This is a genomic window from Deltaproteobacteria bacterium HGW-Deltaproteobacteria-4 (assembly GCA_002841765.1).
Lineage (GTDB): Bacteria > Desulfobacterota > Desulfuromonadia > Desulfuromonadales > UBA2197 > UBA2197.
On record PHAV01000001.1, the window covers coordinates 220,602 to 238,237 of the forward strand.

17 protein-coding genes and 1 tRNA gene are annotated in these 17,636 nt (G+C 53.9%); all 18 read left to right on the top strand.

Translation table 11 applies throughout. From position 1 onward, the window contains the following. The first annotated feature begins 18 nt into the window (after positions 1 to 18). A tRNA-Arg gene (locus CVU69_00980) sits at positions 19 to 95 on the top strand. Positions 96 to 248: 153 nt separating this feature from the next. Further along, a complete protein-coding gene (locus CVU69_00985) occupies positions 249 to 623 on the top strand; it encodes a hypothetical protein (GenBank protein PKN13777.1) in 375 nt (124 codons plus the stop codon). 317 nt (positions 624 to 940) lie between these two features. Beyond that, positions 941 to 2,042 (top strand): peptide chain release factor 2 gene (locus tag CVU69_00990; protein ID PKN13778.1). Its coding sequence is split into 2 segments (ribosomal slippage): positions 941 to 997 and positions 999 to 2,042, totalling 1,101 coding nucleotides; the frame shifts between segments, so codons are not numbered across the junction. Between the two features lie 116 nt (positions 2,043 to 2,158). Next, positions 2,159 to 2,737 (top strand): hypothetical protein, encoded by a 579-nt coding sequence (locus CVU69_00995; GenBank protein ID PKN13779.1) that lies wholly within the window; start codon positions 2,159 to 2,161, stop codon positions 2,735 to 2,737. A gap of 18 nt (positions 2,738 to 2,755) precedes the next feature. Then, entirely contained in the window at positions 2,756 to 4,240 is a 1,485-nt protein-coding gene (lysS, locus tag CVU69_01000) for a lysine--tRNA ligase (GenBank protein ID PKN13780.1), read from the top strand. Continuing rightward, on the top strand, positions 4,241 to 5,494 hold the full coding sequence (locus tag CVU69_01005; protein ID PKN13781.1) for a lipoprotein-releasing system transmembrane subunit, LolC/LolE family: 1,254 nt from the start codon (positions 4,241 to 4,243) through the stop codon (positions 5,492 to 5,494). It abuts the gene before it with no gap. Then, positions 5,487 to 6,176 carry a lipoprotein-releasing system ATP-binding protein LolD gene (locus tag CVU69_01010; protein ID PKN13782.1) on the top strand — a complete coding sequence of 230 codons (690 nt, stop codon included), beginning with the start codon at positions 5,487 to 5,489 and terminating at the stop codon, positions 6,174 to 6,176. The genes CVU69_01005 and CVU69_01010 overlap by 8 nt, the downstream gene beginning before the upstream one ends. A 99-nt stretch (positions 6,177 to 6,275) precedes the next feature. Then, positions 6,276 to 8,558, top strand: a complete 2,283-nt coding sequence (bamA, locus tag CVU69_01015; GenBank protein PKN13783.1) for an outer membrane protein assembly factor BamA — start codon at positions 6,276 to 6,278, stop codon at positions 8,556 to 8,558. A gap of 29 nt (positions 8,559 to 8,587) precedes the next feature. Next, complete coding sequence (locus CVU69_01020) at positions 8,588 to 9,103, top strand: hypothetical protein (GenBank protein PKN13784.1); 516 nt, start codon at positions 8,588 to 8,590, stop codon at positions 9,101 to 9,103. A 23-nt stretch (positions 9,104 to 9,126) separates the two neighbouring features. Next, positions 9,127 to 10,164, top strand: coding sequence for a UDP-3-O-(3-hydroxymyristoyl)glucosamine N-acyltransferase (gene lpxD, locus CVU69_01025; protein ID PKN13785.1), 1,038 nt, complete (start codon positions 9,127 to 9,129; stop codon positions 10,162 to 10,164). Positions 10,165 to 10,175: 11 nt separating this feature from the next. After that, positions 10,176 to 10,616 (top strand): 3-hydroxyacyl-[acyl-carrier-protein] dehydratase FabZ, encoded by a 441-nt coding sequence (fabZ, locus tag CVU69_01030; protein PKN13859.1) that lies wholly within the window; start codon positions 10,176 to 10,178, stop codon positions 10,614 to 10,616. Between the two features lie 12 nt (positions 10,617 to 10,628). Next, entirely contained in the window at positions 10,629 to 11,399 is a 771-nt protein-coding gene (locus tag CVU69_01035; protein PKN13786.1) for an acyl-[acyl-carrier-protein]--UDP-N-acetylglucosamine O-acyltransferase, read from the top strand. A 139-nt stretch (positions 11,400 to 11,538) separates the two neighbouring features. Continuing rightward, positions 11,539 to 12,699 carry a lipid-A-disaccharide synthase gene (locus tag CVU69_01040; protein ID PKN13860.1) on the top strand — a complete coding sequence of 387 codons (1,161 nt, stop codon included), beginning with the start codon at positions 11,539 to 11,541 and terminating at the stop codon, positions 12,697 to 12,699. Beyond that, positions 12,693 to 14,432: an ABC transporter permease gene (locus CVU69_01045; GenBank protein ID PKN13787.1), complete on the top strand. Its 1,740-nt coding sequence runs from the start codon at positions 12,693 to 12,695 to the stop codon at positions 14,430 to 14,432. Before CVU69_01040 ends, CVU69_01045 begins: the two co-directional genes overlap by 7 nt. Beyond that, positions 14,432 to 15,106: a hypothetical protein gene (locus CVU69_01050; protein ID PKN13788.1), complete on the top strand. Its 675-nt coding sequence runs from the start codon at positions 14,432 to 14,434 to the stop codon at positions 15,104 to 15,106. Before CVU69_01045 ends, CVU69_01050 begins: the two co-directional genes overlap by 1 nt. Next, complete coding sequence (locus CVU69_01055; protein PKN13789.1) at positions 15,048 to 16,373, top strand: 3-deoxy-D-manno-octulosonic acid transferase; 1,326 nt, start codon at positions 15,048 to 15,050, stop codon at positions 16,371 to 16,373. The genes CVU69_01050 and CVU69_01055 overlap by 59 nt, the downstream gene beginning before the upstream one ends. Before the next feature lie 3 nt (positions 16,374 to 16,376). Beyond that, positions 16,377 to 17,450, top strand: coding sequence for a tetraacyldisaccharide 4'-kinase (gene lpxK, locus CVU69_01060; GenBank protein ID PKN13790.1), 1,074 nt, complete (start codon positions 16,377 to 16,379; stop codon positions 17,448 to 17,450). Then, entirely contained in the window at positions 17,447 to 17,626 is a 180-nt protein-coding gene (locus CVU69_01065) for a hypothetical protein (GenBank protein PKN13791.1), read from the top strand. The genes lpxK and CVU69_01065 overlap by 4 nt, the downstream gene beginning before the upstream one ends. The last annotated feature ends 10 nt before the right edge of the window (positions 17,627 to 17,636 follow it).

Genomic DNA, 17,636 nt, shown 5'->3' on the forward strand with positions numbered 1-17,636 from the left:
ATAATTTCTGTCAGTTAAGTCCTCGTAGCTCAGCAGGATAGAGCACTTCCCTCCTAAGGAAGGGGCCGGACGTTCGAATCGTCTCGGGGACACCAATTAAAGTGACGGGTTAGCTTGAATGAGCTGACCCGTTTTTTTACTGCTCTGTTCAGTGGATTGACTTGTTCATTGATTCTGTTATAACTGCTTGAACGAGTTACGAAAGAAGTCTAAACAAAAATCTGGACTGCCAGGAAGGGAATGTTTTTATGCAAAAGAAATTTTCTTTTTTCAGAATTTATGCCTGTGTCTTATTGCTGTCTTTTTCAGCGACGCTTATCCCCGTTGCAGCGTTAGCTGAAACCAGTCCGCTTTCAGCCCAGCGTACCAGTAGTGCAACAGTCGAGGAGGGTAAAGCCGACCTGTCCTATCTGCCGGAACTGGCATCCCAAAATGGCAGTGAGAAGCAAGAAGTCATTGTCATTGCGGCCCTGGACGCAACCGACCGCCAGGCAGTCGGTTCTGTTCAACAAAGAGAGAATAGCGACTGTTGCGGAGGTTTTTGGGAAATTCACTTTGGCGGATATCGTTGGGCTTGGTGGGCATTGGCCGGCGCCGGCCTGATTGCCATTCACTCGGATTGATTCAGTGTTGCGGCCGGATGAGTGTTTAGGACCCCCTCTGTTCGCAGACAACTGACGAAATTTTTCTCGTAGATCTTGCTGAACTGACCCCACAGCTGTCCCCTGCTGTGGGGTGTTTTTTTCTTTCTACCCAGATTTACTTTGAATCCCGGTCGCCTTTTTTTCTGACTAATGTTTATTATAACGCCAACGTACGTAGCAAAAGATGCTGCCCCGACCTTCATAGATTTTTTACTCGAAAATGGACCAACTGTTTTCTTGCTCATCACTCCCGGACTCGTTATAATACCAAGCTTTATTCATCTGAAAGGAATTTTATGTTTAGAGAAGAAAAGGAATCCCTCCATATTCTGCGCAGCAAGCTCGCCGAGCTGAGGAGGTTTCTTTGACATAGAGGGGAAAAAAGAGCGTGTTGCTGAGCTGGATGCCGAGATTGCTAAACCCGGGTTTTGGGATCGTGGTGATCAGGCGCAAGAACTGCTGCGCGAGCGGACCTCTTTACAAAAGATCGTTGAAGGGTGTGAGGGGGCCTGGTCCGAGACTGATGACCTTCTCCTGTTGTGTGAATTGGGCGAAGAAGGGGAAGACGAGGGGACGCGCGAGGAGATCCGCGCCATCATTCCGACTCTGGAAGCCACCGTCGCCAGAATGGAATTTGCCCGCATGCTTTCGGGTGAGCACGATGCCCGTTCTGCTATTGTCAGCATCAATGCCGGCGCCGGCGGTACCGAGGCCCAGGATTGGGCTGATATGCTCCTGCGCATGTTCCTCCGCTACTGTGAAAAGCGCGGCTACAAGACCGAGATGACCGATTTTCAACCGGGCGATGAAGCCGGCGTCAAGGGGGCGACCTTTACCGTCGAAGGCGAATACGCTTATGGTTGGCTACGCGCCGAGATGGGGATTCACCGTTTAGTGCGCATCTCTCCCTACGATTCCAGCGCCCGACGACACACTTCTTTTGCTTCGGTCTTTGTCTTTCCCGATCTCCCCGATGATGTCGAGATCGAGATCGACGAAAAAGATTTGAAGATTGACACTTATCGATCAAGCGGGGCCGGCGGACAGCATGTCAACAAGACGGAATCAGCGATTCGTATTACCCATCTGCCGTCCGGTGTGGTTGTAGCCTGTCAGGCGCAACGCTCACAACACAAAAACCGCGATATTGCCATGAAGCAACTCAAGGCGCGCCTCTTTGAACTGGAGGTTCGCAAGAAGGAAGAGGAAGCAGCCGCAATTGCCGGTGATAAGAAGGAGATCAGCTGGGGAAGCCAGATTCGTTCTTATGTGCTGCATCCTTACCGGATGGTCAAGGATCACCGGACTAATCTTGAAACCTCGAATACCGACGCTGTCCTTGATGGCGACATTGGACCATTTATTGAAGCGTATCTGCTCAGCAGATCGTCGTCGTAGTTATCGGAGATCTGTCTATGCGTTCATTATATTTTTTTCTTTCGCTTATTTGTGTACTGACTCTGACAGCTTGCGGATCAGAGGAGGAGTTAAGCGCGCCGGCCTTCAACAATGTCATGGTGAACGGTGCGGTGGTTTCGTCGACTCCATACATAAATTCGAGTGTTATCATTACCGGCAACATCGATGATTTTGCCGCGACTATTATTGCCAACAGCACAGCTAGCGGTGAGGACGCTGTTGCCGTCGACAGCAGTGACGGCAGCTGGAGCTTTGAATTTGCACCATTGGTGGCAGGGTTGAATATTGTCAGCTTTACTGCTAGCGACAAGCGCGGCAACCTCAACCAGATGCTTCTGACCATAGTGCATGACCCGACTCCGCCAAGCGTAATTGCTGTCACGCAGAGTGTTTCAGACTCGCAAAATCCGCAGCTTGTTGTCACCTTTGGTGAAGCTCTCCTGGAAAGCTCCTTGGTAACAGCGCCCTTTAGTGTTGTCAACGTCGACAATACTTCGGAGATCGGACCACTCACTGGGGCGTTAACAACACTAAATAGCGTCACTCTGACGCTGGTTGAAGCGCTGGTACCGGGTTCCTACCGGCTGAGCTGCCCCGGTGTCAGAGATATTGCCATTCCGGACGGCAATAGTGTTGCGGCTGATTATTTTTTTGACTTTACAATTGCTGAATAGAAAGATAGAGACGAAGACATGGAAGAGTTAAACGATCTCCTGCTGCAGCGGCGCGCCAAGTTGGCGGAATTTCGCGAACAAGGGATTAATCCCTTTGCCAACGATTTTACGGTCACCCATACCGCCGAGCAGTTTCTTGCTGCTCACCTTGACGACGATGCTGCAGCTCTGGAAGGATGCAGCATTCAGTATGCCGTGGCCGGCCGGATCATGGCGCGGCGGGACTTTGGCAAGGCCGCTTTTATTCAGCTGCAGGACCGCAGCGGCCGCACCCAGGTTTATGTCGGTCGTGACAATATCGGCGAAGAGGCTTTTGATCTCTTTAAGCGCATCGATATCGGCGATATCATCGGCGCCAGCGGCACCCCTTTTCGTACCAAGACCGGTGAACTTTCCCTGCGGGCGACAACCCTGCGTCTCCTCACCAAGTCACTGCTGCCGCTGCCGGAAAAGTGGCACGGTCTGACTGATGTCGAGACCCGTTATCGGCAGCGTTATCTTGATCTGATCGTTAATCCCGAGGTGCGCGAAGTCTTCAAAAAACGAAGCCGCATCGTTAGTGCTATCCGCGACTTCATGGTGCAGCACGATTTTCACGAAGTCGAAACGCCGATGATGCACCCGATTGCCGGCGGCGCCACGGCGCGCCCCTTTATCACCCATCATAACGCTCTCGATATGGAGCTCTTTCTGCGCATCGCACCGGAGCTTTACCTCAAGCGTCTGGTGGTCGGCGGTTTTGACCGGGTCTTCGAGATCAACCGCAATTTTCGTAACGAAGGGATCTCGATCCGGCATAATCCTGAATTCACCATGATGGAATTTTATCAGGCTTACGCTACCTACGAAGACCTGATGAATCTCACCGAAAAGCTCATCGGCCATGTCGCGCAATCGGTTCTCGGCACTCTTCAGATCAGCTATGGCGGTCGCGAGGTCGATCTGCGGGCCCCCTGGGCGCGTCTCACTGTCCGTGAAGCGATCGTCAAGTACGGCCATGTCGACCCCGCCCTGCTCGAAGATCATGCGGCGATGGTTGAAATCGGCAAGGGGCTCGGCCTCGACGTCGATCTTTCGACCGGTCACGGCAAACTCCTCACCGAGATTTTCGAAACCGTTGCCGAACCTCATCTGTGGAATCCGACTTTTATCACTGCTTATCCGACCGAAGTCTCGCCCCTGTCGCGTAAAAATGATGAAAATCCCGAGATTGTCGATCGTTTTGAACTCTTTGTTGTCGGCCGCGAACTCGCTAACGCCTTTTCCGAGCTCAACGATCCCATCGATCAGAAGGAGCGCTTTCTCAAGCAGATGGTGGAAAAGGATGCCGGCGACGACGAAGCGCATGCCATGGATGAAGACTATATTCGTGCCCTCGAATACGGATTGCCGCCGACCGCCGGGGAAGGGATCGGCATTGATCGCCTGGTCATGCTCCTTACCGACGCCCCGTCGATTCGCGACGTCATCCTCTTCCCGCACATGCGTCCCGAGTCGAAATAGATGAACTACGAATGGTTCGTCAGTCTGCGCTACCTGCGGGCCAAGCGCAAACAGACCTTTATCTCCGTTATCTCCTTCCTCTCCATCGCCGGAGTCATGCTCGGGGTGGCGGCATTGATCGTTGTTCTCGCTGTCATGACCGGTTTTCACGACGCGGTGCGGCAGCAGATTCTCGGCTCAATTCCGCATGTCCTCATCCAGCGCTACGGCGATGAACTCACGGAGGTGCCAAAGGTCATCGCTGAGGCCCAATCGGTCTCGACAAAAATCCTTTCGGCCCAACCTTTTGTCTCCAAGGAAGCGATGCTGGTGTCGCGGGGGAATGTGGCGGCAGTGACGGTCAAGGGGATCGAGGCCGGCAACAAGATCTTCAAACAGAAGATTCAGTCCGCTGTCGGTGGCGATGCCCGGACCATGGTCTTTGCGGATGAAAATATTTTGCCGGGGATCATCATCGGCATCGACACGGCCTCAACTCTCGGGATTACGATCGGCGAGACGATCAATGTCATCCCGCCGATCTTTACAATCACCCCCTTCGGTATGATGCCGAAGATGAAGAGCTTTCGCGTTGTCGGCATTTTCACTCAGCGCGGTGGTTTTATGGATACCTATTTTGCTTACGTCGATCTGCGTCAGGCGCAACGACTGCTGGAAATTGGCGAAGCGGTCAGTGGTATCGAAATCGAAACCAACTCTTTCTCTTCGGCGGCCGTGGTCAGTCGGGAACTGCGTTCGACCTTTAGCTATCCCTATGTTGTCCGCTCCTGGGAGGACCTTTTCGGTTCCTTCCTATCAGCGATCAAGCTCGAAAAGCTCGGGCTCTTCATCGTCCTCGGCATCATTGTTTTGGTGGCAGCGTTTAATATTGCCACCACCCTGATCATGGTCGTTATGGAAAAACATAAGGATATTGCTATTCTCCGTACTATGGGTGCGACGTCGCAGAGCATCATGAAGATCTTTGTTTTTGAAGGGCTGATTATCGGCACCATCGGGACTGGTGCCGGGACCCTCCTTGGACTGCTACTGGCAAAAAACGCCGATCCGATCATCAAGGGGATTGAATTTCTGAGCGGGATTCGCATCTTTGATCAAGCCGTTTACGGCATGGAGCGCTTCCCCTCGGTCGTTTATCCTTCGGATGTCACCATCGTGGCAGTCACGGCGATGATCATCTGTCTGCTGGCGACAATCTATCCGGCCTGGCGGGCCGCGCGCATGGATCCGGCGGAGGCGTTGCGCTATGACTGATGTTTCAGAAACATTGATTCAGATCGCCGGGGTCAACAAGAGCTTTATTAGTGGTCCGGGCCGGGTCGATGTCCTCCATGACATCAACCTCGTCATCGGGCGCGGCGAGAGGGTGGCGATCGTCGGTCCCTCCGGTGCAGGCAAGACAACGTTGATGCATATACTCGGTGGCCTCGATCGTCCAAGCACCGGGACGGTCCATTTCTCCGGGGAGGAGATCTTCTCTTTCAAGGGGCAGATGCTCGACGAATTCCGCAACCGGACCATCGGTTTCGTCTTTCAGTTTAATCAGCTCCTCCCGGAATTTACGGCGCTGGAGAATGTGATGATGCCGGCTTTGATCGCCCGGTTGCCGAAAGAGGAGTCGCTGGCACGGGCCACGACCCTCCTGAATGAGGTCGGACTTGGCCACCGCCTGCGCCACAAACCCGGTGAACTCTCCGGGGGTGAGCAGCAACGGACCGCCATTGCCCGGGCGTTGATCATGAATCCGCCTTTACTCCTGGCGGATGAGCCTTCAGGAAATCTCGACAGTGTCACCTCGGGTGAAATCCTCGCATTGCTTGACGGACTGCATCAGGCGCGGAATCTGACCATGGTGATTGTCACACACAGTGAAGCTCTGGCTAACCGCCTCGATCGCATCGTCCGCGTTATTGATGGCCGGATCGCTTCGGATTAAATCTTTGATGATACTTTTCAATTGCTCGTCGGCGCCCTTTTCTTATAGTTTAAACTGCTGTTGAATTGCTGCCTGGTAACAGGTTCGGGATTAATACTAATGGTTATACGCTCCGTTACTCTCGCTCTGCTCGGACTTTTCTTCTTTACCGGATTGCTCTGTGCACAGGATTATAAAGTTGACGAAGTCATCATTGCCGGGACGCGGCGCGTCGATCCGGGGATGATTCTCGCTGCTGCGGCGATAGATCCCGGCCCGACCGTCTCCGCCGACAACATCGACCGCGCTACCCAGGCGATCTTTCGTCTAGCCCGTTTCAGCGATGTTCGCGCCGATCTCGAAGAGAAAGACGGCAAAAGTGTTCTGATCTTTACCGTTGTTGAAAGGCCGTTGGTACGCGCAGTCAAGTTTGCCGGCAACAAGGAACTTTCCGAAGAGAAGTTGCGCGCACTGATTACGATTAAACCCCCTGATCTTTACGATGCAACCGTTCTCGACAGGAATATTGAAGCAGTTCTCAGGGCTTATAAAGAGGCCGGTTATTATGCTGCCAAAGTAGAACCGCAACTCGAAGTGTCTGATCTTAACGAAGCAATTATCACCCTTAACTGTATCGAGGGGGACGAGATTCTCATTGACTCAATCGGCTTTGAAGGAAACAAGGCCTTTACCGACAAGGAGCTCAAAAAGGGGATGGAGACCCGTGAGCGCTGGTTTCTGTCATGGATGACCGGACGCGGCGCTTATCAGGAAGAGGTCCTGAATAATGATCTGTCTTTACTGACGGATCGCTATTTCGATCAGGGTTATATCCAGGTTAAAGTGCACCAGCCGCAGGTAACGATGATCAAGGAGAATCGTTACCTTGATATCCTCATTGAGATTGAAGAAGGGGAGCAGTACCGCATCGGCGCCGTCGAAGTTGCCGGTGATTTGTTGCGCAGTCGTGAGGAGTTGATCGCTTTGCTCGGACTTCCTTCCGGGCAACTCTTCAGCCGCAAAAAATTGCGCGAAGGGATGATGAAGATCAACGATCTTTATGCCGATGAAGGCTATGCTTATGTCAATGTTGCCCCGCTCTCCAAGGTTGACCCTGAAGCGCGCACCGTCGATCTGACCATTGAAATCGAAAAGAGTTTTCTTGTTACCACCCGCAAAATTGCCATCACCGGTAACAGTAAGACCATCGACAAGGTCATTCGCCGCGAAATGATGCTGAATGAAGGGGAGAATTTCAGCGCCACCAAGATTAAAGAGAGTCGCCGTCGCATTCAAAATCTCGGTTTTTTTGAAGAAGTCAAGATTGCGACCGAGAAGGCCGATTCGCCGACTGCCATGGATCTGCTAGTGGAAGTGAAGGAGAAACCGACCGGTACTTTCAGTCTCGGATTTGGTTATTCGACGATCGACGGCTTTATAGGCCAGACCTCGGTGACCCAGGACAATCTCCTGGGTCGGGGGTATAAAGGCAATCTTTCTGCCGCCATTGGCAGCAAAAGCACGACATATCAGTTCGGGCTTCTTGATCCGCACTTTCTCGATACTGATCTGACTCTCGGCTTCGACCTTTACAGAACCGATCGCGAATGGACCGATTTTTCAAAAAAGGCAAATGGTGGCAATCTTAAGCTTGGCATCCCGTTCTCCTATAATGTTAGATCCTTCTTTGTCTACCGTTACGAAGAGAAGGAGATCTATGATGTCAGTCCGTCGGCGTCGCTGAGCATTCGCGATCAGGAAGGCTATTCGACCCTATCTTCCATCTATGCTTCTTTGAGCCGCAACACCACTGACTATCGTATGGACCCCAGGACCGGCTCCCTGTCTTCGGCTTCCATCGAATTTGCCGGTCTGGGCGGAACCGAGAAGTTTGTCAAGTATGAACTTGATCATCGCCGTTTCTACCCCTTGTTCTGGAAATTTGTCTTTTCGGCACACGGCCGCCTCGGTTATGTTCAGGAGGTTGGCAGTGAGCCGATTCCCATCGACGAGCGCTACTATCTAGGTGGACTCAGCAGTCTGCGGGGTTTTGAGTCACGTGAAGTCGGTCCGCGGATAAAAACAGTGACTAGCGACAGTAGCGGTAATCCCATTGTTAGCGGTTACGAGTACACTGGTGGCACCAAGGTCGGTTATGGCAATCTCGAGATCACTTTCCCGCTGATCGAGGAATCAGGATTTAAAGGTGTCATTTTTTACGACGCCGGTAATACCTGGGCTGAAGATCAGGATTACTTCAGTGACGTGCGCCACAGTGCCGGTTTTGGTCTGCGCTGGATGAGCCCGCTGGGACCGTTACGTTTGGAATGGGGTAAAAATCTTGACCAACGTGAAGGTGAAGCTTCCTCGGACCTGCAATTTTCCATCGGAACCATGTTCTGATGCCAACCCCGTAAAGGAGATTTTGTACGATGAAAAAATTTATCACCCTCCTGCTTCTGACCTTTTTTTGTGTCGCTACGGTTCATGCCGCTGATGCCAAGATTGGTTATGTTGATCTGCAAAAAGCCCTGAATAATTGTGAGGCCGGCAAAGTCGCCAAAGAAAAGATTTCCGTGAAGGTAAAAGAGTACGAGAGCCAGATCGATCAAAAGCAGAAAGAGATGAAAAAGCTGAAGGATGAGCTCGATAAGCAGGGATTAGTCCTTTCGGAAGATAAGCGCGCTGCCAAAAAGCGTGATTTCGATCAGAAACTCAAGGAGCTTGAGCGTTTCACCAAAGATATTCAGGAAGAGTTGCAGCAGCAGGATGCCGAATTTACCCGGCAGATTATTACTGACTTCTCTAAAATCATTAATGAGCTCGGCGCAAAAGAAAGCTATACTGCGATCTTTGAAAAGACCGAAAGCGCCCTCCTTTACGCGGACCCTAAAGCGGATCTAACCGATAAGGCGATCAAAGCTTACGACGCTTCTCTGAAAAAGTAGACGAATAAGGGAAGGATGCATTTGTGGTCAAACTTCGCGAACTTGCTGCTCTGATCGGTGCTGGTATCGATGGTGATCCCGACGTTGAGATTCAACGGATGGCGACTATCGATCAGGCCCAAAAAAGTGATATCACCTTCTTGGCCAATCCGAAATATCTGCCGCTACTGGCTGAAACACAGGCCGGAGCGGTGATTATCGGCATCGGGGTCGAAGCCCCGGCAGGGCTTAATCTCTTGCGGTGTGAGAACCCTTATCTGGCTTTTGCCAAGATCCTTACTTTTTTGCATGTACAGCGCCCTGATTCGCAAGGGATATCTCCCCGTGCCAGTATCGATCCGACCGCTGAAATCGCAGCTGGGGTAACGATTCACCCCGGCTGCGTCGTCGGGGCCCGGGTTAAAATCGGATCGCATACCACCTTGTATTCGAATGTCGTCCTTTACGACGATGTCACCCTTGGCGAAGACTGTATCATCCATGCCGGAGTTGTCATTCGCGAAGGGTGTCGAATCGGTCATCGCGTGATTATTCAGCCATCAGCCGTGATCGGTTCGGATGGTTTCGGTTTTGCTCCGGATGGGGAGCGTTACTACAAGATTCCACAAATCGGTATTGTTGTGGTTGAAGATGACGTGGAAGTTGGAGCTTGCAGTTGTATCGATCGCGCAGCTTTAGGGGTGACCCGCCTTGGTCAAGGGGTCAAGCTCGACAATATGGTGCAAATTGCTCATAACGTCACCATCGGTGCCCATACGGTGATAGCAGCCCAGACCGGGATTTCCGGCAGCAGCAAAATCGGTCGCCACTGCACTTTTGGCGGACAATCTTCTTCTGCCGGGCATATTAAGACCGGTGACAACCTGATCGTCGCCGGACGTGGCGCACTCGCCGGCAATACTGATGGAGATCAGATTGTCTCGGGTGTCCCGGCGATTCCCCATCGTGACTGGCTCAAGGCTTCCATGATCTTTGCCAAGCTCCCCTCTTTGCGTAAAGAGGTGTTGCGAATGCAAAGAGAGATTGATCTTTTAAAGAATGTCATCGATAAAGGAGAATAAAAGTCATGAAAATGCCCATGTACAGCACTGATATCATGAAGTATCTACCCCACCGATACCCGTTTCTGCTGATTGACCGGATTATCGAAATCGAGCCGGGCAAGAAGATTGTCGGCATCAAAAACGTCACGGTTAATGAGCCCTTTTTCCAGGGACACTTTCCGGGGCATCCAGTCATGCCCGGCGTTCTGATTATCGAAGCGATGGCGCAGGTTGGCGGCATCTTTGCCATGATCACCGACAATATCGGCGATGACAAAGTGACCTACTTTGCCGGTATCGATAATGCTCGCTTCCGTAAACCGGTCGTCCCCGGTGATGTTTTACGCTTTGAGTTGACCTTGACCAACTGTCGCCGCGGTCTTTATTGCTTTAATGCGAAAGCTTATGTCGAATCGACCCTGGTGGCCGAAGCCGATCTCAAAGCGACCTTTGCTGACAAAAACATTTAAAGGATATTGATCATGATACATCCGACAGCGATCATTCATCCCGGTGCCCGGCTTTCGGCTGATGTTGAAATCGGCCCTTACGCGGTTATCGGTGAGCACGTCACGCTCGGCGAAGGTTGCTGGGTCGGGCCGCATGCGGTGGTCGAAGGGCGCACCACCATCGGCCGAAAGAATCGTATTTTTCAATTCACCTCGATCGGCGCCATCCCCCAGGATCTGAAATACCACGGTGAAGCAACGACACTCAGCATCGGCGATGGCAATACCTTTCGTGAATTCGTCACCGTCCATCTCGGTACTGCCGATGGCGGCGGGACGACGATCATCGGCAATGACAATCTCCTCATGGCTTATGTTCATGTTGCGCATGACTGCCGGGTCGGCAATCAGATTGTTCTCGCCAATGCCGCCACCCTGGCCGGCCACGTTGAGGTCGGTGATCACGCCATCCTCGGCGGCCTCTCGGCAATTCACCAGTTTACCCGTATCGGTTCCCACGCCATGATCAGCGGCGGATCGATGGTCAATCAGGATATTACGCCCTACACCATCGCCCAAGGGGATCGGGCCGCACCGGTCGGGATAAATCTTATCGGCTTGAAACGGCGCGGTTTCTCCGACGAAGCCCTGCGAGCCCTGAAAAATTCCTATAAAACCTTCTTCCGGGCCGGACTCAAACAGGAAGAGGCTTTGGAGAAGATGGCAGTTGACGCAGCCGCCTACCCGGAGGTGAAAGTTTTCGTCGATTTTATCCGCGGTACACAGCGCGGCATCGCCCGCTAGTCGTATGATGAAAAGTGTTTAAACTAGCAGGGAGTGCCGTAGATTTGGCCTCCCTGTAAGCGTTCGTGTCGCTTAAGATGAGGATGATCCTTTGTCTGAAAATTACTTTCCGCCAAATAGCACCGGTCCACGTCGTGCCATGATCGTCACCGGAGAAGCCTCTGGGGATCTGCACGGAGCCAACCTGATCCGTGCCGCGCAGGTGATCGATCCGGAACTCTCTTTCTTCGGCGTCGGCGGTGAGCAGATGGCTGCGGCCGGATGTGAGATCATCATCCCCGGCAAGACCATCTCGGTTATGGGGATTGTCGAAGTCATTGGACATTTCCCGATCATCTGGCAAACCTTTCAACACCTCAAGAAAATTTTGCAGGGGGAGCAAAGACCCGATCTCCTTATCCTTATCGACTTCCCGGATTTCAATCTGCGCCTTGCTGCTGTCGCCAAAAAACTCGGCATTCCCGTCCTTTACTATGTCAGCCCGCAGGTCTGGGCGTGGCGGCGGGGGAGGGTGAAGCATATTGCCAAAGTCGTCGACCGTCTTGCTGCCATCCTCCCCTTCGAACCCCCTCTGTATGCCGGACTCGATATCGACGTCGAATATGTCGGCAATCCCCTCACCGATCAGGTGCAGATCAGTGAAGAGCGCGAACCTTTTCTCCGGCGACTTGGTATCCCCTCTGTCTCCCCGGTCGTCGGGCTCTTTCCCGGCAGTCGCGGTACGGAGCTGCGCTACAATCTGTCGACCCTGCTGGCCACAGCGCGGATCGTGATGCAGGAGCATCCGTCGGTCCATTTCCTTGTTCCGGCCGCTGCCACTCTCGGGACAGAACGGCTCAGCACCGCGATTGCCCAGGCGGGGGGCGCTGATCTGCCCCTGACTCTCGTTGCCGAGTCGGTCTACGATGTCGCCAATGCTTCTGATGCTGTTCTGGCGGTCTCGGGGACGGTGACCTTGCAAGTCGCTCTGGTCGGTACGCCGCTGTTGCTCATTTACCGGGTGGCACCCATGACCTATGCCATCGGCCGGCATCTGATCAAGGTTCCGTTTATCGGTTTGCCGAATATCATCGCCGGTCAGGAGGTTGCTCGTGAATTCGTTCAGGATGCAGCCGATCCGCAAGTCCTTGGCGCTGAACTCAATATGATCCTCGCTAACCCGCTGCACGCTGCTGCGTTGCGGCAAGGGCTGGCACTGGTCAGGGAGAAGATCGGGCCGGGCGGGTGTTCGCAACGGGTGGCGCAGATGGCAGTAGAGATGAGTCGCGGGCAGATTCGCCGTAAAGGAGAGACATGTTAGACAAGCGTTCCCTTTATAGCCGGCTCTGGATCTATATCAAACCGCATCGCGGCCGCATTGCCTTGTCGATGTTCGGCTCTCTCCTTTGTGCCGGAGCCGATGGCTCGATGGCCCGACTGATTCAGCCCTTTGTCGACAAGGTGATTGTCGCCAAGGATGCTGAGATGATTTTTCTTGTCCCCTGGCTGATTCTTGGTTTGCAACTGGTCAAGGCCACCGGCCGTTACCTGCAGGAGTACTTTATCAAGACCGCTGGTCAGTTGGCGATTCAATCGATTCGCAACGATCTCTTTAGCCACGTCATGAATCTGTCGATGCGATTTTTTGGCAAAAATCCGACCGGCGTCCTCATGTCGAAGCACCTCAACGACGTCCAGTCACTGCAAAGCTCTCTGGCTGAGGTCCTGGTCGGAGCCATGCGCGATCTTGTCACCTTGTTGGCCCTGATCGGTGTTGCTTTTTATACTGACTGGAAGATGGCAGCGATTGCGTTTGTCGTTTTGCCCCTGGCTGCCTGGCCGATCAGTATTATCGGTCAACGCATCAAGAGTTATGCGCGCAAAGGGCAGGGGATTATGGGGGAGCTGTCGCGGACCCTCGAACAGTCTTTTTCCGGGATCAAGGTGATCAAGGGCTTTGGTGCCGAGGCAGAGATCTCTTCCCGGTTTAAAGTGGAAAATTTGTCGTATTACCGGACATTGAGTAAGGTTTTCAAGTACGATGCCGGCTCCTCCCCCTTTATCGAGATCGTCACCGGTATCGGCATGTTTGCGATTATCCGCTACGGCATGGAGCAGGTGCAGAATGAGGTCATGACCGTTGGGCAGCTCTTCTCGATCTGCGGTGCTATCATGTTGATGTACGCACCGTTCAAACGTCTGACCAAGTTTAATAATTATCTGCAGATAGCGATGGGGGCGGCGGAGCGGGTCTTTGCGGTGCTCGACGAACCGCTGGAAATTCGCGATCAGGAAAAGGCCATTGATCTTGGCGCGGCCAACGGGGCTGTTGTCTTTGACGATGTCTCTTTTGCTTATGATGACGATCAGCCGGTCCTTTCGAATCTCTCTCTTGTCGTTAATCCGGGCGAAGTCGTTGCGCTGGTTGGGCCGAGCGGTGCGGGAAAGACAACGATTTCTGCCCTGTTGTGTCGTTTTTATGATGCAACTTCCGGTGTCATCACTATCGACGGTCACAATATCACAGAAATTACCCTGGCCAGTCTCAAGCAGAATCTGGCGATGGTCGATCAGGAATCCTTCCTTTTCAACGAAACGATTGCCGACAATATCCGTTTGAGCAAGCCGCAGGCAACGGATGCCGAGGTCATAGCGGCCGCGAAGCAGGCTTATGCCGATGAATTTATTGCCGTCCTGCCGGAAGGGTATCAAACACGCATCGGTGATCGCGGATTGCGTCTCTCCGGCGGCCAGCGCCAGCGGATCTGTATTGCCCGGGCGCTGCTGCGTAATGCGCCGATTCTGATCCTTGACGAAGCGACCAGTGCCCTTGATACCGAGAGTGAAGCGATGGTGCAGCAGGCGCTCGTTAATCTCATGCACAACCGTACAACGTTTGTCATTGCTCATCGCCTCTCCACCATCATGCATGCTGACAAGATTGTCGTGCTCGAACATGGGCACATTGTCGAGGTCGGGCGGCACGGTGAACTTCTTGTACATGAAAACGGCCTTTATCGCCGTCTCTACGACATGCAGTTCCGGGAGGCTTAATGAAAAAAGGCGGCTTTCTGGAACGCTTTATAATGGCGACGCTACCCCCTATCGCCGCCGCGCTGATGTGGTCGGTTTATCATTTGAATCGTTGCGAAGTTCTCGATGAAGATCAAGTTGATGCACTGCGCCGCGAAGGCAGGGGAGTGATCCTGAGCTTTTGGCATGAACAACTGTTTCTGATGGTCCTCGGTTATCACGGCCCCGGCGGCCGGGCTCTTGTCAGTGGCTCCCGTGATGGCGAGTTGCTTGCCCGGACGATGACATTTTTCGGACTGGGAGTGGTGCGCGGTTCTTCCCGACGCGGCGGACGGGCCGCTTTTCGTGAGATGGTGCAGTTCGGTAAAGGGCCTCTCGATTTGATTATCACGCCTGATGGGCCGACGGGACCTCGCCGTGAACTCAAGGATGGCATCGTCGAGCTGGCGCGTATCACCGGTCGTCCGGTCGTCCCTTTGTGTTTTGTCAGCAGTCGCGGCCATCGCTTTGCGTCCTGGGATCGTTTCGTGCTCCCTTATCCCTTTGGCCGCGGCGTCTATGTCTATGGCGAGGCGATCCGTTATCTCCCCGGCGAAGAGAGTGAATCCTTCAAGGGTCGGCTCAAGACGGCAATGAATGCCAATGAAGCCCGGGCTATCGACCGATTGGAGAGCTATGGCCTTCGCGCTGTATGATCTCATCCTCCTCCTGATTGCCGCCGGGATGATCCCCTGGTATCTGTTGCGCCGTGTCTTCGGCTTTCGCTCGCGCAGTGGCCTGCGTGAACGCTTCGGTTACTACGCACCACAACGTTTGACGGCGATCATGGGCCGGCCGGTGATCTGGATTCATGCCGTTTCCGTCGGCGAAACGCGGGCGGCGATCCCCTTGATCAAGGGCTTGCGTCAGGCGTGGCCTGATCATGCCCTGGTTCTCACCAATGTCACCGAGACTGGTCACGAAGTTGCGGCGACGATAGCCGAGCTTGATCTCTGCCTCTTCTTCCCCCTCGACCTTTCTTTTGTTATCCGTCGCGTCCTTGCCCGGCTCAAGCCCACCCTGATCGTTATTGTCGAAACCGAGATCTGGCCAAATCTGATCCGTACCGCTGCGGTGCGCCACGTCCCCATTGCTCTGGTCAACGGTCGCATCTCGGATCGTTCTTATCCCCGCTACCGGCGATTCCAAAGAATTCTTGCCCCGCTTTTGCAACAGGTCACCCTGTTTAGTATGCAATCGACTATAGATTGCGAGCGGATTATTGCCCTCGGCGCCGGACCCGAGAACGTTGTCAGCAGCGGCAATCTTAAATTCGACATGCCGATGAATCTGGTTGAAGCCGATCCGGCGCTGTTGCGCTTGCGCTATCATCTACCAGATCATCTCCCCATCTGGATCTGCGGCAGCACTCATGAAGGCGAAGAAGCCGCGTTGCTGCAAAGTTACCGCACTCTCCTGGCGCAGGGAGAAGAGCTTGTCCTGATCCTCGCTCCTCGCCATCCGCCCCGCGTGCCGGCAGTTTGTGACCTCTTGACCGACCGGAACTTTTCTTATCGTCGGCGCAGCCAGTTAAAGGCAACAGATTCGCTCCTCGCATCAGGGGAGGTCCTCCTCGTCGATACCCTGGGTGAACTCCTCCCGCTCTATGCCGCGAGTGATCTGGTCTTTGTCGGCGGCAGTCTTGTCCCCGTCGGCGGCCACAACCTCCTGGAGGCGGCGCTGGTCAGCCGTCCGGTCATCTTTGGTCCGCATATGCACAACTTTCGCGATATCTCGCAATTGATCCTAAGCGCCGGAGCGGGAAGTCAGGTGCAGTCTGAAGCGGAATTGCCGGCTCTGATTGCACGCTATCTGCACGATTTCTCATTACGGCAACAACAGGGTGCGGCCGGCCACCAGCTCATTGCTGCCCATGCTGGCGCCACGGCCCGGACGGTGGCTCTGTTGCGGACTCTGGTGTAGGCCATGAAGCAGCGCTGGCGCCGTTTTGCTGAAGAGCCGCTGCATGCGGCGACCTTTTTGCTGTGGCTCTTTCTCCTCCCTTTCAGTTTAGTTTACGGGGCAGGGCAGCGTCTCCGTGCCTGTCTTTACCGCTCCGGCGTCTTACGCTCCTACCGCGCGCCGCAGCCGGTGATCTCGGTCGGCAATCTCACGGTCGGCGGTACCGGCAAGACGCCGGTCGTCGATGCTATTGTCCGCCATCTGGTGCAACGCGGTGAGCGTCCGGCTGTTATCAGTCGCGGCTACGGCGGAAAGTTTCGTCGCGGTGTGGCGGTCGTCAGCCGTGGTGACGGGCAGGGCCCACTCCTGCCGTCTTTGTTCTGTGGTGATGAGCCATTTCTCCTGGCGCGCCGTAACCCCCGGGCGGTCGTGATCGTGGCACCGCAGCGCAGCGCGGGGGTAAAAGCGGCCCTTCGCGATTGTGGCGCGACGATCATTCTCCTCGACGACGGCTTTCAGCATCTGGCGGTGCAGCGCGATCTTGATATCCTCCTCCTTGATGCGGGACGTCCTCTGGGCAATGGCAGTGTTCTTCCTGCCGGTCTGCTGCGCGAGCCAGCGGCTGCCCACCATCGTGCCGGGCTCTGCCTCCTGACCCGCGACGAAGGGCTCGCCGCTCCGTCTCCCTTTGCCACGCTGTCAACCCTGCGCTGCCGCCATCGCCTGGCCGGGGAGTTTGTTTCTCTTGACGGCACCGTACAGAGAATTAAAGACTTTAGCGGACAGCGCGGTGTGGCTTTTGCCGGCATCGCCAACCCGACGAATTTTTTCCTGGCACTAAAGGCGCTCGGGTTGGAAATCATTGACACCATCGCGCTGAATGACCATGCGGACTTTAGTGCTGAAACCTTGAAGAAGCTTGATCAAGCATCTTTAAATGCCGATTTTTTCGTGACGACAGAGAAAGACGGTGTTAAACTTCGCTCTTCGGATTTACCTCTCCCTTGTTTTCAGGCCCTTCTCGAACTGGAGTTTGCTCCGGTGGGCAAGCTGGAAGAGATTGTCGACACCCTTTTAACGCGAACGAGAATGTTATGAATCTGACCTCCCAACTTCTTGAAATTATTGCCTGTCCTAAATGCAAAGGGCCGCTGCTCCTCTCCACCGCCAGCGATGCTCTCCTTTGCCATCAATGTGCCTTGTCCTATCCGGTACGCGACGAGATTCCCGTTCTTCTTATTGATGAAGCTACGCCTCTCACGGCGCAGCCCTGAAACGGTCCTT